Annotated in this window: 14 protein-coding genes; 6 read left to right on the forward strand and 8 right to left on the reverse strand. The window is 49.2% G+C overall.

Annotated features, from left to right (window positions below; all coding sequences use genetic code 11):
• Positions 1-18: 18 nt before the first annotated feature.
• A complete protein-coding gene (locus CFK45_RS06670) occupies positions 19-495 on the forward strand; it encodes a chemotaxis protein CheW (RefSeq protein WP_096085656.1) in 477 nt (158 codons plus the stop codon).
• A 78-nt stretch (positions 496-573) separates the two neighbouring features.
• Here CFK45_RS06670 and hslO read toward each other — a convergent pair whose 3' ends face one another.
• The 3 genes from hslO to yrfG form a co-directional block, all read right to left on the reverse strand.
• Positions 574-1,467, reverse strand: a complete 894-nt coding sequence (hslO, locus tag CFK45_RS06675; protein ID WP_096085657.1) for an Hsp33 family molecular chaperone HslO — start codon at positions 1,465-1,467, stop codon at positions 574-576.
• 115 nt (positions 1,468-1,582) lie between these two features.
• Entirely contained in the window at positions 1,583-1,975 is a 393-nt protein-coding gene (locus CFK45_RS06680) for an RNA-binding S4 domain-containing protein (RefSeq protein WP_096085755.1), read from the reverse strand.
• Positions 1,972-2,658 carry a GMP/IMP nucleotidase gene (gene yrfG / locus CFK45_RS06685; protein WP_096085658.1) on the reverse strand — a complete coding sequence of 229 codons (687 nt, stop codon included), beginning with the start codon at positions 2,656-2,658 and terminating at the stop codon, positions 1,972-1,974. The genes CFK45_RS06680 and yrfG overlap by 4 nt, the downstream gene beginning before the upstream one ends.
• A 106-nt stretch (positions 2,659-2,764) precedes the next feature.
• Between yrfG and nudE the strand changes: the two genes are divergently transcribed.
• The 5 genes from nudE (at position 2,765) to CFK45_RS06710 (ending at position 7,022) form a co-directional block, all read left to right on the forward strand.
• Positions 2,765-3,313: an ADP compounds hydrolase NudE gene (gene nudE, locus CFK45_RS06690; protein WP_096085659.1), complete on the forward strand. Its 549-nt coding sequence runs from the start codon at positions 2,765-2,767 to the stop codon at positions 3,311-3,313.
• 160 nt (positions 3,314-3,473) lie between these two features.
• The gene (locus CFK45_RS06695; RefSeq protein WP_096085660.1) at positions 3,474-3,677 is read left to right on the forward strand and encodes a hypothetical protein; all 204 of its coding nucleotides are present in this window, start codon (positions 3,474-3,476) and stop codon (positions 3,675-3,677) included.
• Positions 3,678-3,790: 113 nt separating this feature from the next.
• On the forward strand, positions 3,791-4,027 hold the full coding sequence (locus CFK45_RS06700; RefSeq protein WP_096085661.1) for a hypothetical protein: 237 nt from the start codon (positions 3,791-3,793) through the stop codon (positions 4,025-4,027).
• Positions 4,028-4,489: a hypothetical protein gene (locus tag CFK45_RS06705; protein ID WP_096085662.1), complete on the forward strand. Its 462-nt coding sequence runs from the start codon at positions 4,028-4,030 to the stop codon at positions 4,487-4,489.
• A 148-nt stretch (positions 4,490-4,637) separates the two neighbouring features.
• Entirely contained in the window at positions 4,638-7,022 is a 2,385-nt protein-coding gene (locus CFK45_RS06710) for an esterase-like activity of phytase family protein (protein ID WP_096085663.1), read from the forward strand.
• Between the two features lie 68 nt (positions 7,023-7,090).
• On the opposite strand, the gene CFK45_RS06715 is transcribed toward CFK45_RS06710, so the two are convergent.
• From CFK45_RS06715 to CFK45_RS06735, 5 genes are all read right to left on the reverse strand, one after another.
• Positions 7,091-8,248: a Wadjet anti-phage system protein JetD domain-containing protein gene (locus tag CFK45_RS06715; RefSeq protein ID WP_096085664.1), complete on the reverse strand. Its 1,158-nt coding sequence runs from the start codon at positions 8,246-8,248 to the stop codon at positions 7,091-7,093.
• Between the two features lie 95 nt (positions 8,249-8,343).
• Positions 8,344-11,961, reverse strand: a complete 3,618-nt coding sequence (locus CFK45_RS06720) for an ATP-binding protein (protein ID WP_096085665.1) — start codon at positions 11,959-11,961, stop codon at positions 8,344-8,346.
• On the reverse strand, positions 11,951-12,640 hold the full coding sequence (locus CFK45_RS06725) for a DUF4194 domain-containing protein (RefSeq protein WP_096085666.1): 690 nt from the start codon (positions 12,638-12,640) through the stop codon (positions 11,951-11,953). Before CFK45_RS06725 ends, CFK45_RS06720 begins: the two co-directional genes overlap by 11 nt.
• Positions 12,641-12,733: 93 nt before the next feature.
• A complete protein-coding gene (locus CFK45_RS06730; protein WP_096085667.1) occupies positions 12,734-14,182 on the reverse strand; it encodes a Wadjet anti-phage system protein JetA family protein in 1,449 nt (482 codons plus the stop codon).
• Positions 14,183-14,320: 138 nt separating this feature from the next.
• Positions 14,321-15,235, reverse strand: coding sequence for an alpha/beta hydrolase (locus tag CFK45_RS06735; RefSeq protein WP_096085668.1), 915 nt, complete (start codon positions 15,233-15,235; stop codon positions 14,321-14,323).
• Between the last annotated feature and the right edge of the window lie 97 nt (positions 15,236-15,332).

The raw sequence follows: 15,332 nt of genomic DNA on the forward strand, positions 1-15,332 counted from the left end.
ACATTTACGGGATAAGTTATGAGTTTAGAAGAACTGGATGACGGCAGCGATATCGGCTGTATGATTCTGCCAATGGTAGAATCGAACCTGTTATTGCCAACGGTAACCGTCGCAGAGATGGCGCCGATACAGCCGTTTGATATCAAGCCCAATACGCCGGATTGGTTTCTCGGTTATTACCCGTGGCGAAACCTGCGGGTGCCAGTGCTAAGTTATGAAACGCTCAATAACCAGTGTTCGCCAAAATTAAACGCGGATGGCCGAGTCGCTATTTTAAACAGTACTGGTGTCGACGAAAGTCTGCCTTTTATCAGTTTTTTGAGCCAATCTCTGCCGCGTTCACTGCGCCTTACCCAGGCTGATATTGAAAATAATGAGGCACAGCCTGCGCGCGAGTTTGAAATGTTGTCGGTGAATGTGCACGGAGAAGCCCTGCTGGTGCCCGATTTAGAAAAAATTGAAAAGGCTATTTTAGCTTTGAACCTCAGGCTCTAGCTGGGAGCTCAAATATATCGAGCTTTATTTACAGCCGCTGTGCGATCGTTGCCATCGGCTGTAAATAAAGCCCTGGGCTCAGTGCTTTTGGCTGAGCTTATCGTGTATTTTCTTCAGTGTTGTTTTGTCAAAGTGGTAGTTCTTGCCGCAAAACTGGCAGCCCATATCAATATAACCCTGATCGTCAATAATAGCCTGGACCTCATTCGAGCCCAGAGTTTCAATTGCGCGCAGGCTGCGCTCACTTGAACAGTGGCAGCGAAACAGTAAGTCTTTGGCTTCAAATACTCTGCAATCGTGCTCGTGAAACAAGCGGTAGAGCAAGGTCGGGTGATCGAGTTCGAAAATTTCTTCGGCTTTAGTTGTTGCTGCAAGTTGAAGCAATGTTTGCCATTGTTCGCTGCGCGAGCTCGCATCGGTGACCAGTTGTGCGGGTAAGGCCTGAAGGAAAATGCCCCCGGCACTGTGTTCTGAGGCAAATAGCTTAAAGTACGTAGGCAACTGCTCACTTTGAGTAAAGTAGTGCTCCAGGCAGCTTGCTAAATCGGCGCCATCTAAAGGCACAATGCCTTGGTAGCGCTGGCCTTGTGCGGGGTCCATCGTCAAGCTCAGTATGCCGTTACCCAATAAAGCTGCGAGTGGAAGTAAGTCCTTACTATCGTTGCATTGTAGGGCAGTTGGGTCTGCGACCTGTGCATAACCGCGAAGATGGCCTTTCTGGTTGCTCTCGGCCATGATCACCGGCAGGGCGCCATCACCCCGAGCCTGCAGGGTAATCGTACCGTCGAACTTGAGCATCTCCGCAATCAAGGCAACGGCGGCCATAAATTCGCCATAGAGTGGAAGCAGTGCGCTCGGCAGGCCCTGGGCACTTGTGGCATCCTGAAAGCTCTTTTCGAGAGTGACGATTTCACCGCGTATGTCACTGTTGTCGAATAGAAAGCGGTGCACCTGATCTTTTGTTGCGCTCATGCTTATACCTAGTCATAGCTGGGGGCGCAATTTTGCGCTTTCATCTGTGCTCTGTCGAGCGTTGATCTGAGCAATGAGCTTATCTAGCGTGCCGGCAGGGTGGTTGTTCAACAGCTTAGTCTGAATCTAAAACAGCGCGCTTAAAGCGGTGGATATGGCGCCGTTGGCGCGTATTTGGTTTATTGGCCGGGCGCTCGCTAAACTGCTGGCTTGCTCGGCGCTGTTCGGCCTGTTCTGCGCGTTTGGCGATACTCTGCTCGGTCTCTTCATAGAGTGTTGCTGCGACCGGCGCTGGGCCGCGCTTGTCACTAAGGGCGCGGATAAGTACTTCTTTTTCATCCCAGCCCTGGCGCAACACCAGGGTAAGGCCAACCTCAACTTCTTTACTGGCTTTGATCCGGTGGCCGTCTATATGTACCTTGCCGCCGTCAATGGCTTGTTTGGCCAACGAGCGGGTTTTATAAAAGCGAGCCGCCCACAACCATTTATCTATACGGACCTTGCTCAGTGTTTTTTCGCCCATGTGGCCCCCTCGTTTTGCAGCGGTAGTAGCTCGTCAAAGTCGTTAATACCGATAAAGGGGCTGCTATCGTGTGCCGGCTTTTGGCTGTCCGGGCGCGTGATACAAACTAAGTGTTTAACACCGTAGTCTTCAGCGCTGCGCAAAATGCGCGGGCTGTCATCGATAAACACACTGCGCTCGGGATCAAAGGGCTCTTCAAGCTGCAGTTGTTGCCAAAAGCGTAAATCTTCCTTGGGGCTCTGAAATTGATGTGAGCTGATGATAATGTCCAGCCAGCGGTCGATCTTAGTGACCTGGAGTTTCAACTCGAGCCCCGCTGGATGACTGTTAGTGATCAGCACCAGCTTTTTGCCGAGCTGTCTGAGCTCTTGCAGGAAGCGCTCGGCATGAGGGCGAATCTGTATCTTGTGTTTGACCTCGTGTTTGAGCGCGGGTACGTCGAGGCGCATCAATTCAGACCAGTGGTCAAGGCAGTACCACTGCAGCGTGCCCTCAAGGTTTTTGATCTGCTCGTGAATATGCTTGCGCGCTTGCTCAAGTTCAACGCTGTGACTTTCGGCGTAGCGTTTGGGTAGGTGATGCAGCCAAAAATAATTGTCGAAGTGTAGGTCGAGCAAAGTGCCGTCCATATCGAGCAGTACAGTATCGATGGTAGACCAGTTAATCATGCGTCTTTATTCAGGGCCTTGTTTTCGTTGTCGCGGCGAAACGGCGTTATACTCTGCGGCCAAGCGAGCAATACGTCTTGATCACATAAGGTAAAAGGAAAGCATTATGCCCGAGCTGCCCAAAATACTCACCCGTCGGCCAGTATGCAACGGACGTCTATTTAAGGTCGAGGCTGCTGATATTCGATTCAGCAATGGCGAAGAGCGGGAATATGAGTATTTGCGATCAGGCTCGACCGCTGCGGTGATTATTGTACCCGTGAATGAAAATAATGAGGTTCTGCTGGTACAGGAATATGGCATAGGTGTCGAAGCCTACGAGTGGACACTGCCAAAAGGCAAAGTAGACCCGGGGGAAAGTCACCTTGAGGCCGCCAATCGGGAGCTAAAAGAAGAGGCCGGCTTTGGTGCACGCGATCTGGTTTTGCTCAAGTGTATGAGCCAGAGCCCAAACTATATGCAGCACTTTACCCAGATAGTGTTGGCGCGCGATCTCTACGCTGAATCGCTGCCGGGCGACGAACCTGAACCGCTGGCCGTCAGGGCATTTTCGTTAGAGCACTTAAGTGAATTGGTCGCCAGAGAAGATTTGACCGAGGCGCGCACAATAGCGGCTTTATATCTTGCCAGAGATTGGCTGCAGGCTGAGCGGTAAACTAGCACTCACCTTGGCAATGACGCTGTAAGTATTATTCAAAATCAAGCTAAAACAGAGCCTTTTCGTAGCCTGGCGCAATCAAAACTTTGTCTAGACTAAGACTTAGTATTTTGATCACGCCAGTATCTGGCCGTTGACGGAGAGGTAAGTAACAGTGATGTACCGCCAATCTAGCCACAATATTTTGCCGGCGAATCTGGAAGACACGAGTTTGCTCAAATCGCAATTACAGCGCGAAATTCACTGTCTTGAAATGCAGCTCTCAAAGCTGCGTCGCCGAGATGATTTCCTCGATTTGGTGACTCTGCAGACCTACCAGGAAATGATCAGTTCCCGCCAGGATATGCTCGACTCGCTTTAAACCCAGCTCGATTTGCTCTAAACCCAATACGGCCCGCGTTTGGCAGCTTATAGGTGCACCGTTACAATAGCGGCGTCAGCTAGTTTTGCCTGTCTAAAAAAGGCCCAGCCGCAATGAGCGTATTTGATAGACCCAAAGTATTGAAACAAAAAATGCGACAGCGCGTTCGCAATAAAGCGATCAGTCGTGCGGAAACTCGCATCTTACTTGCCGGACGTAAACCCGAAGAGTTCAGTGAAGATGAACTTGAAATTATTGTTGCCGAAGAAGAAGACAAGCTTTATGGCGCAATCAAAGAAAAGGGCTTGATTGCACTTGCCGCCGCACTTGGCTTGGGGTGGTGGCTGTAGATGTTTAATAAGCTGCTAAAGTGGAGCGTGCTGATAGCGATTTGGCGACGCTACGGCGGAATAATAAAAACTGTTCCGCTTGTTTTAATCGTGCTTGTACTTATCTGGACGATGCACAGCGACTTTCTCGCTTATGTAAATGTTAGTGATGAACGCAGCTACGTACTGCAGTCATTTTTACTTAAGTGGGGTTTGATACTTGCTGTTGTGTATTTCTATTGGCGCTATTGTCAGCGTTTGTTGCAGCCTTCCGACCCCAAAACAGCAGCTCGAAGTAAATATCGTAATAACGATCAAAAACAGCACAGCTCAAATTCATCTGCGGCGGCGAATCAAGCGCAAAGTGATGAATCTGCATCGGCTGTTGATGCCGGTGCTGACAAGAACGACCCCTTTGCTTCAATCCGGGCTAAACCTAAGCTCGATAGAAAAGCGGATAAAGTACTAAAAAATAAGCGTTAAGGTATTTCTCTGGTGGGGTATTTGCAATTTTTGTGTTTTTGTAAACTTAAAGCATCTGAAATATTTGTGTCATTTAACTGCAGCTCTTGAGTAATATTTCACGCCAACAATAAGGCCTCATTTTAATACTTATAATTTGGGGGCACTTATGGCCGTAAACTTAAAGCAGCTATCTTTTATTACTGCTGTTTCTACTTTTCTCTTCGCCTGCGGCGGAGACAACAACGCAGGCGCGGATAAAAATTTTAATCGCATAGCCAGCTTTCCCGTTTGTGAGCAGCTACATATGAGCTGCGACGTCGACGATGAAACCGCGGCGGAAATTGTTGCGGTCAGCGAAGACGGGCAGGTGCTTGTATACACCGATAGCCCACTTGGCGCCCTCGGCTTTGTTGATATCAGTGACGCCAGCAAGCCGATGGCGGCGGGTTTGATTGAGTTGGCGGGCGAGCCGACTTCGCTTGCTGTAAAAGGCAATTATGCTCTGGTCGCCGTCAACACGTCTGAAGACTATGTCAATGTCGGCGGCGAGCTGGCCATCTTTGATATTGCCAACAAGCGATTAGCAGCGACACTGCCTTTAAGCGGTCAGCCGGATTCTATTGCTGTTAGCCCCGATAAAAATTACGCGGCGGTTGTGATTGAAAATGAGCGCAATGAACTGTTGTGTGTGAGTGGCGCTTACGCCGGCACAGCTTATGATGACGAAGATCTTGCCGAGCAGCAATGCAAGGGTGAAGGGCAAGGTGAGCTCGGTTTGCCACCGCAAACGCCGGCCGGTGAACTTGTGATAGTTGATATTAGTACCGAGAACCCGGGCCTCTGGACGACAAGTCCACTTAGCTTAAGCAATATTGCCGAGCTGTATCCGCTGGATCCAGAGCCGGAATATGTCGATATCAACAGTAATAATATTGCTGTTGTCAGCCTGCAGGAAAATAATCACCTTGTGCTTGTTGATCTGGCGAGCAAAACATTGCTGCACCACTTTTCCGCCGGTAGTGTTGATCTCAAGGATATTGATCGCCGCGAAGAAAAGCCGGCAAGGATACTGCTGAACGATAGCTTAGATGCTGTTTTACGCGAGCCAGATGGCGTTGCCTGGATTGATGAGCATCACTTTGCTACGGCCGATGAAGGTGACCTAAATGGTGGCAGCCGCAGTGTCAGTATCTTTAATACTCAAGGCGAGCTGGTTTGGACCAGTGGTAACAGTCTTGATCATTGGGCGGTGCGTCTCGGTCACTACCCCGACGGGCGTTCAAAAAACAAAGGTAATGAAGCGGAAAACGTCGAAGTTGCCCGCTATGGCGACAATACTTATTTATTTGTGAACTCAGAGCGTTCGAACTTGGTTTTTGTTTATCAGGTTAACGACCCGGCGGCACCGAAGTTAAAGCAGGTGTTGCCTGCAGGAGTGGCCCCAGAAGGAGCGGTTGCTTTACCTTCGCGCAACTTGTTGATCGTTGCCAGTGAAAAAGATAAACGCGGCGATAAGATACGCTCAGTATTAAACCTGTATCACTATCAGCGCGGTGATGCTGTTTATCCAACTTTGCAATCCGAAAACGATGTTCATGCTAAGCCAATCGCTTGGTCGGCGTTGAGCGCGCTGAGCTACGATATGCGAGAAGACCATGTATTGTGGTCGGTTGAAGATAGTTTTTTTGCGTCGACCCGTTTATTTAAAATCAATACCAGTAGTCAGCCGGCCAAAATAGAGCGCGCGCTGCGTTTGCGCGATAGCAATAATGTTCTCGCATCGATGGCAACGTCTGGGCCGCAGCAGCGCGCTGATAGCTTTGATGCGCATGATCTAGCTGCGATGATCAATGATGACAAAAGTGTAAATATTGATGCGGAAGGTTTAAGCATTGGTGTTGATGGTGGTTTTTGGATAGCATCAGAAGGGGCCGGAACAATGGCGCAAAGCGACACGCGCCCAATTGAAAAGTTAAATATGCTTATTCACGCAGATAGTTCCGGTGTGATAGACCGGGTTGTAACGCTGCCAGCTGAGCTCAACAACAAACAAGTACGCTTTGGTTTTGAAGGGGTCGCCGAATACGGTGATAAACTGTATGTCGCTTTTCAGCGAGCTTGGCAAGGAGAAGAGCAAGCTCGTATTGGTATCTATGATTTACAGAATAAAAGCTGGAGCTTTGTCTTTTATCCTTTAGATCAAGTTAGTTCGCAGCGAGGCGGTTGGGTCGGTTTAAGTGAGATTACTTCAGTTGGTGGCGGGCATTTTCTGGTGCTCGAGCGAGATAATCAAGGTGGCCCTGATGCTGCAATCAAGCGCATCTACAAAATCGATATAAATACCGTTGGCAGTGGTGATACACTCAATAAAACTCTCGTGCGCGATCTGGTTAAAGACCTGCAATCAACCGCGGCCTTAACCTATGAAAAAATTGAAGGCCTGGCTGTCGATGCCGAGCGCAATATGTGGATAGTCAACGACAACGACGGTGTCGACGCCAATAGTGGCGAGACACAGCTGATGATGATTGGCGAATACCCCGGGGAATAAGGCTGTATATTGCTGAAAGGCCTTAGTTTTATATAGCTAAGGCCTTATTCTTCACTCTAGAGTTATTGTTAAATCAAGCTTTGTTCAAATTCGCGCAGAGCAACAATTTCCTGATCTAAAAATCGCTGTGAACTGCGGATAGCCGGTAGTAAAACATCGTCGGCGTAGCGGCAGCCACAGGTGCCGGGGTCTAGCTGTTTCATCTTTTTGCTATCGCGAATTTGGTGGCCGTGACCTTTGTCGTGAAAACTCATCATTAATTCGTAGCCGGGCTGCCAGGCTTGCATGCCCTCAAAGCTTTTGCGCAGGGCTCTTAAAATAGCAAGCCCCGCGTAATCCATATCGCCCCAGAAGTAGCACGGGGCCTCGCCACCATCAAACCACCAACGCTGAAATTCAATCAGCATTTCCGGGCTGGCGCTATTGAGAGTACTAAATATTGCATTGCCTTTTTTTCTAACGGTTAGGGAGCTACCTTTAAAGCCTGAGCTGTAAACAAAAGCACTGTGCATAAAACGAGGGTTAAGGTCGGCCAGTTGTTTAAGCATTAAAAAGCTATCTTGGTTTTCGACAAAAATAATTTCATCGAGCTGGTCGGGCAGTACCACGTTCATCATAATGGGGCGCGGTTCAATTGCCATGCTGGCTTGGGGGAATAGGGCGCAGACTAAATCAAATTTATTGTCGAGAAATTTGCTGTCGCCCCAGAAGCATTTTGCACTGAGGTTGCGCAGGGTTTGAGGTGTGGCGATTTGCTCGGCTAGGCTGGCGAAAGCTTGTAAAACTTCGCCGGCACTGCGGCCTTCTACTCGCAAGGGTTTTTCTAAGGCCGCGCCATTGTCCTCAAAAACGTGATGAACTTTTGCAAAGCGTTCGTTCCAGGTTAGTGTATAAGGGTCAAACGCAGGCCTGTTTAACCAAGCTCGAACCAGCGCCTCTTGATCGCTGTTAAAAACCAATAGTGCGTTTTCATTGGCGTCGCGCCCGCTTTTTCCACGCTGCTTTTGCACGCTTAAAATATGATACTCATTGTCGAGGCTTTTAAGCAGGTGCCAGAGATATTGAGGGTCGTCGTCGACGTAATCAAAAAGCTCTGGTGTGCTTTTGGCGCTCACCCTTAGCTGAGCTTTCACGCTTCGATCACACTGATCCAGAAAGCGGTTCAGTATTTCCTGAACCAGGGGCTCTTCATCTACCCATGACGGGCGCTGCCTATAGGCATTCATAGCTGGCCTTCCTTAGGGCGACGATAGGCGCCGCCTAAACCAACTATATATGCAAATTACAGCCAATGGGAAGTGTTTTTGCCAATCAGTTGGTCTTAAACTATTCCTTCCATAAAGTCCAAACTCGCTTGGTTGCGGATAGTGCTTCGGTGTTTTGCCCAAAGATCTTTAATCTTATCTTGGTTGCATGTTTTGCGGTCGACTAAAACCCGCGTATTTAATTCGCCAATTGCAACTGCGCTTGGGCACTTGCTAAACACCACTTGGTGACTGATTAAGTCCATAAATGGCCCGCTTTTGCTAGAGGGCATAATAAACACTAACTGCAGGCCCAGGCTTTCCGTTAAATAGTTGATAACTTCTCGCGATCGCGTTTCATCCATTTTGGAAAACGCTTCATCGACAAGCACCATACGGCAGTGGCTGCGCCCTTCATTAAACCGAAATGCAGATGTAATCGCGGCGGAGCGAATAATGTAAGCTGGTGTTTCCAGCTGGCCACCAGAACCGGTTCCGTAGGTTGACAATGGAATTGGCTGTTTGTTAAGAGGTTCTTTAAAAATTTCGTAGCGCCGATAATTTCGGTAGTCACTAATGCGTTTTAACTCATTTAGGGCGCTTTGTTCATCCTTGTCTAGTAGCATGCTTAACAGCTTATCGCGCACTTCAGTCGCGCGTTTATCGAGATTAACCTCAAATAGGTTGTTGCCGTCACCCAGGCTCGGGCTTTTAATGATTTCCTTAAAGAAGTGCCAGTATTCACGAAACTCCGGCAGCCAATCCCATGAGAAATAAAAGCGTTCACGGTCTGCACCAAAACGGTGGTGCTCAAGTTCTCGGTTGAGTTCTTCGAGGCAGCGTTTACCGTCGTTGATACTTTGAAAAATGCTGTGGCAAAGGTTGGTGACAAAAGTTGTATTAAAACTATCGCGCAGTACGACTAACTTTTCATGTTTGCCCACTAAAACATTATTTTTCAGGCTGTTGTAAATTCGCTGAATCTCATCTTGCATGCCGAGCACCGCGGCATAGTTCTCAGATGTTTCATGGGTTTCGTCAAGCGCTTGGTATTGCAGGCTGTTGTAGCGCTGGGCACTTCGGTTGTGCTCGAGTACGCATTCGTAGAGGCGGCGCTCGTTGCGTTCCAGTTCGCGCTGAGCGTGGCTCGCCTCTTCGTTAAAGTTATTGCTGCCCTTAGCATTTTCATCGGCCTGTGCGAGCTCGACCTGGGCGTTAAAATCACTGTTGTAGCTGGCTAGTTTAACAACAGCTTGTTCAGCACTGTCTTTTTTATCGGCAAGTTGTTCTTGTTCTGAACTTAAGCGAGATGCTCTAAGCTCGCTGTTGCGCAATTCATTCTCAGCGGCACCGCTTTGTTTGCTGAGCTGCTGCGCTTCGTGTTCTAGCTCTTTAAGTGTTGTTTTTATGTGTTCGAGTTTTTGTTCCAGCTCGGCAAAGTCTTCAAGGTTAAGGTTCGCTAGCGCGTGCTCATTTTTAGTCAGGCTCTGATGTAATTGCAGCATGTTTTGAATTAACTTACTGCAGTGAATGCTTTTGAAGTTAGCGAGATGGTTGCGCAGTTCGCTCAGTTTCTGGCTCTGCTGCTCGAATTGTTGGGCTTGCTGTTGGAGTTTTATTAGCTGATCTTGTTTGGCTGTAAGCGCGCGTTCGCGCGCGCCTTGGCCAAATACCAGATCAGCTTCGTCGATATCACAGCGGAACATAGAATACGAACCGCTGCCCATGCCGTCGCGGGTTAAACCGCGCGCTGTGCCCCGGAGCTGTTCTGCACTGTCGACTCGTTTGACGGAGGCGTAACTAGCGCGCACATAGTACTCAACGATTTTATGTTCAAAGCGCATAACATCAACAATGCTGCGGCCATCGGTCTGCAGCCTTTGTGCATCGCGCTGAGCTTTGCTGCCTTGAATTACTCGAGCGTTATTGCGGCGGCCAGGCAGGCGGCGCACTATTTGTATGGCTTCGGCTTCATATTCTGGCTCAACCACAATGCCAAAGCGAGCGCCGCCGAGATAACCTTCAATCGCCATTTGCCAATCTGGATCTTTGATATCAATAAAATCACAAAGTACCGCCGGCCGCGCATCTGGGCATTGATGTTTGATAGCTTGTACAGCGCTTTCAACATGGGCGGGGTAACTGACACGCTGCTGTTGTAGCTTTTGGATCTCTTGCTGTTTTAAATTAAATTGGGCTTTGGCTTTATCGCGTTGCTCGTTTAATCGGTGTAGGTTTAAATAAAGTTGATCCGCCGGGCTTTGCTCGCCTAGGTGAATCATATCGGCGAGTTGATTGTGCAGTAGTTCAAGTTCGGCAATAGAGGTTAATTTGCTTTCCAGTGCGTCATTGTTAACCCAATCTCTTGTCTGCAAGTTCTGCGCATTGATACCGCTGTCCGAGCCGGCGTCGATCAAGCGCTTTAATTTTAGCGCAAGATCTTTTAAGTCTATCTTGCTGAATTCGGCACCGAGCTCTTTATTTTTTATCGCTTCTGCGAGCTGTACTGCACTTCGCAGGTTGAGACTTATCTGCTGGTCTTCGTTTACAAGCGGTACAACGAGCTGCCCAAGTTCGCTCTGCAGACGTTGAATATCCCGCTCGAGTTGGTCCTTGTCTTTTAGCGCACTAATACCTTGGCGCTGGGCGGTAAGCTCGACAAGCTCTTCTTGCAAGCTTGTGCGCTTGTCACTTAGCAGTGTGTTCTTCTGTTTATACTCGGCGATCAGTGTCTTTTTTTCGCTTTGGTTTTTAAGCTCGTTTAAATAATCGCGCTGTTTGAATCCGGCCTGACGTGCAGCCTCTGCATAGCGCAGCAGGGCACGGTTTTGCCAGGCACTGATATAGATCTGGCTGTGGTTTTGAGCTTGCTCAAGGTTGTTAATCGCATCGTTGAGCTGGCGGGTATCCTGTTCCATGGCACTGATGGTTTTCATCAGCTCGCTGACTTCTTTTATATCGTCACTTAAGTCCTTGGGTTCCAGTACTTCGCGAGCAACAAAATCAGTGATGCTTTTAACGGGCTTGTAAGCCATGAAATTAGAGAAGGTTCGAGCCGCATGTTTGGCTTCACGGTCGCTAACACCGGCTCGTTCGCCGCGAAAAATACCGTAGAGTCGGCGCAGGTAAGGGCCTTTTTTGTCGTATACCTCAACCCGGTCGCGGCCGAATTTTTTCATAAGCTGCAGGCGTAAATCCTGCTGGGGTACGATATATTTGCCACCTTTATCCTGCTTGACGATATCGCTTAAAAATACTTCTTCACCAGAAATAATAATAAATTGCAGCTCATCGAGCCGCGCCTGACGGCTCGAACCAGCCGTATCGAGGCTGGCTCTCATGCACATCAAGGCGACAAATTTTTCCGCGTCTTCACCTTGAGTTGGGTGAAAGTTGCCGACGATGTAACCGTCGCATGTGCGTGGCCTGGCGTAACTGCCATCGTCGCAGCCGAGCACATAACTTTGCAGGGTGCGTACTTGTTTGCCTCCACGTCCGCGTTGAGTCGTCTCGTCTTGGCCAGGGTTAAAATTAAATAAGTTTTCATGCGCAGCGGTCATCAAGGACTGAAGTGCATCGGCGGCGGTGGTCTTGCCAGAGCCATTGCCGCCGGAAAATAAATTGATCGGCCCGAATTCGAATTCCTGAGCGGGAATATTTCCCCAGTTGACTAGTACCGCGCGCTTACAATACATCGCTGTTCTCCGCTTCGCGGTTAATGTTGTTACTTTTTTCGACGTCGCTTTCCGTGCTGGGATAAAGCGCGTCGAGTGCTTCGCTGCTGACAAAATTGACAATGGCTGGCTGGATACTCAGCCAATACTCGTTGCCGGCTAAGGCTTCTTCATTGGCAAATTGGATGAGTCGCAACTGGCGAAGGCGTTTAAAAATTGCCATGCGCTCACTGGCGTTTTCCGGCAGCGGGCGTTTTAATAAATTACTCATAGCCATGCTTAACGCTTCAAACGCAAGCATGACACAGCCTTTATCATCGACCAGACCTTCGCGCAGAGCTTTTTCATACTCAACCCGTAGAATTAGGATGATGGCGACCTCTTGCTGGCTTGGGCGGTAGCGCATGCCGCCATTAAACGGACGGTGGATGTCGTCTATTAGCCCGGGAACCTCTGCGCTAGGCGGGAATACCCGGAGGCTCATAAATTGAGCGTCGTGCATTAACCTCAGGCCGATAACATTGAGGTATTCCTCAACCAGCTCTGCGCATACAAGGTATCTGTCGTAAAGTTGGGCCTCGATACCGCTTTCATCGCGGTTAATCACACCGTAATCCAGCAGTCGACAAAGCAGCTCGCTAAAGTCGTTGTAGGCAATATTTAATTTGGCCAATTCTTGTTTTATTAAGTCTTCTAACATAAAGCGTATTTGCCAGCCAAGTCGGCTCGGGGGTTAACTTGAGTGTCGCAGTCTTATTCACTTGCTACGGTCGATGCCTAGTAACTAACCTTGTCAGGTTTCACTGTCGGTATCGACAAGCGAAATACTAAATACATCGGATTGCTGATAATACTTTGAAAAATTATCGCGCAGCCCTTCATGTTGTATTTCAAATTTTAAACCTGAGTCGAGATTATTTACTGCACCCAGTTCGATAACGTGGGCAATTGCCAACAGATCGCGGGCGTTCTCGACAGGCAGGTCGCGTGTATTTACTGATTGCCCATTGCGCATAGCTTGCAGCATATAGTTTTGTAAGTTTTCGCGATTAAATACAAAGGCCTGATCAAGCAGTTGTTGCACCATCAATTGTTGGCGCGCACCTAAATCGACTTCGCGCTCATCTTCGACTCGGGTATCAACTACAGCCTTCTTTCGGCGTTCGTTGACTTTGATGCTGCGCGGGTCAAGCAGACGCAGGCGCGTCGTAGCCATTTTTTCTGCGGCGCGATCCAGGCGTTTGCTATAGCTGTCTTGATCTAGGTCGGCGAGCTCACGGCAAATATCTACTAGCGCTTCGTCTGCCTGCGAGCTCAAAAAACTCAACTGCCGAATAACAATGTCGGCACGCTTGGTAAAGCCGTGAAGAGCTCTGCGCAGGGCTGGTAACATTATGTCCGCGGCATTGCGCATGCGCAGTTCAATGGTGTCCAATACCCACCACAAATAACTTTGCTGATCGTGGCATAGCTGTGGCGCGCTCTGGCGCAGCGCCTGCTCGGCCTGTTGTTTAAACTCTTTTTTCTTGCGCCGAATACTGGTGATGACTTTGTTGATGTCGTCGCGGTGTTTTTCGACACTATCGGCGCTTAAGCGCACAGCAATATCCGGTTGAAAGCGCTTTTCCATATAGTCGAAAAACTGGTCACTGGCTTCGTGTACTAACTGTTGCGCTTCAACTTCTCGCACAAGTTCGCGCTTTAAGTCTTCAAGCTCGCTAATAATGTCGCTGAAATCAGTGACGATACGCTCGCTGTAATCGAGCGCGTCGAGTAGGTCGTAAATCTCCCCGCGGCTGGCAAATGCTTCAAGTGCATTTAGGGTGTTGCGGGTATTGCGGTGGCGGGTGCGTATTTGTTTGCTGTCGGCGTCATTTAGGGCCTGGGTAAACAGGCGACCCATACGCGAAAAAGGGTAGCGCGACTGAAATGTCGCGTTGTCGACCTGCCGCTCTATCCATCCGGCATCGAGCAGGGCTTTGAGCACCCAGCTGGCCTGTTCTCGGTGATTGCGAAAACGCTGTTCTGAGGATTCGTCACTATCTTCGAATACCGGGGCTTGCGAACGAGCCAGCGCCTCTTCAAATAGTTCGACCAGTTGTTCGCGCTTTAAGCTCTGCCCGTAGTCAGCACTAGCGCTGTAGAGGCGCTGGTAGAGCAAGCTTAGGCACTGCACGATCTGTTCGCGGTACTTGCTGGTCAGCGGCTTAAAAAAGTTCTGGCGCTCGGAGCTAAAAAACATGGTGTCAGGCTTGTGTTACGAACACGGATGTTAGCAGAAAAGCGCTCAACACACTTATAGATTTTCAGTCTAGCGGCCGGGCTTGTGCCCAAGTTTGACAGCAGTTCTCAAAAGGTGGGGGCGAAGGTCCAACAGGCGCTAGCGCGGGATTTCGGCAATCTCCGGAGCCAGCCACAACACGCCCTTGCCGGTAACGCGCTTTTCAAGGCTGATTTTGGCGTCCCGTTGATAACTTTCGAGCTTGTGAGCTATTGCTAATTGTTCAAGAAAGTTGGCGTAAGCCGTAGTGCTCGGCCAATTTGGCGACTGCTGGTCTGCAAGTAATAGAAGTTTGACTTTCAAAGGGCTCTGACTCAAAGCGTAGTCAAATGCTAGTTGCCAGCTGTTGTCTTTATTTAGGCCGCTGTCAGCACTTTGCTGGCTGTTCTGATACTCCCATTGCATACCCGGGTTGACGGCAATTGCTCGGGCAAACAATTCAGGGTGTTTAAACAGCCAGCGTGTTGCTGCGCGTGCACCTTCGCCGCTGCCGAGCAGGATGCGACCGTGGCGCTGTCTAACGGTGGCGAGTTGTTGATCCAGGTGACTGATCAAACTGAGCGCTGCGCTCTCGCCCTGAGCTTTTTTATCGGCGTCGTAATAAGCTTTGGGGCCGCCGTTTAGGCTGACGACATACATAGGTGGCAGCAGTTTAAGTTCGATTGCTTCAACCAGAGTTTGCGCCTGCTTCAAACCGCTGTATTCATTGCCAACGGCGCTATCGCCAAGTACGTAAATAACCGGCGCCTGCTGGTAGTCTAAATCGGGTTCATACAGTAGGTAGCCGATATCTCTGCGGTTTTCTTTACAGTGAAACTTTTTGTGCTGAATTTTTGCGCTTATTGGGCTATCTATGTGTGAGTTTTGCGGGGTATTTGACCAGGAAAAGTCTTCAACTGGTTGCGGCGCTTTTTCATAGAAGAAATGTAGCTCCGGAATTTGTGCATGACTCGCGCCGATCGATGCGAATGCAAAAAAACATAAACTAGTAGCGGCGCGCAGCGTTTTCAGCATGGATCGCACAAAACCTTATCTAAATAAACCGAGAGGGGCTTAAAGCTCTAAAAGCCGTAACTACAGCGAGTATGCCATAAACTTAAGCGAAGTCACT

Origin of the sequence: Agaribacterium haliotis (assembly GCF_002312815.1) — a bacterium.
In the GTDB taxonomy this organism is placed as follows: Bacteria; Pseudomonadota; Gammaproteobacteria; order Pseudomonadales; family Cellvibrionaceae; genus Agaribacterium; species Agaribacterium haliotis.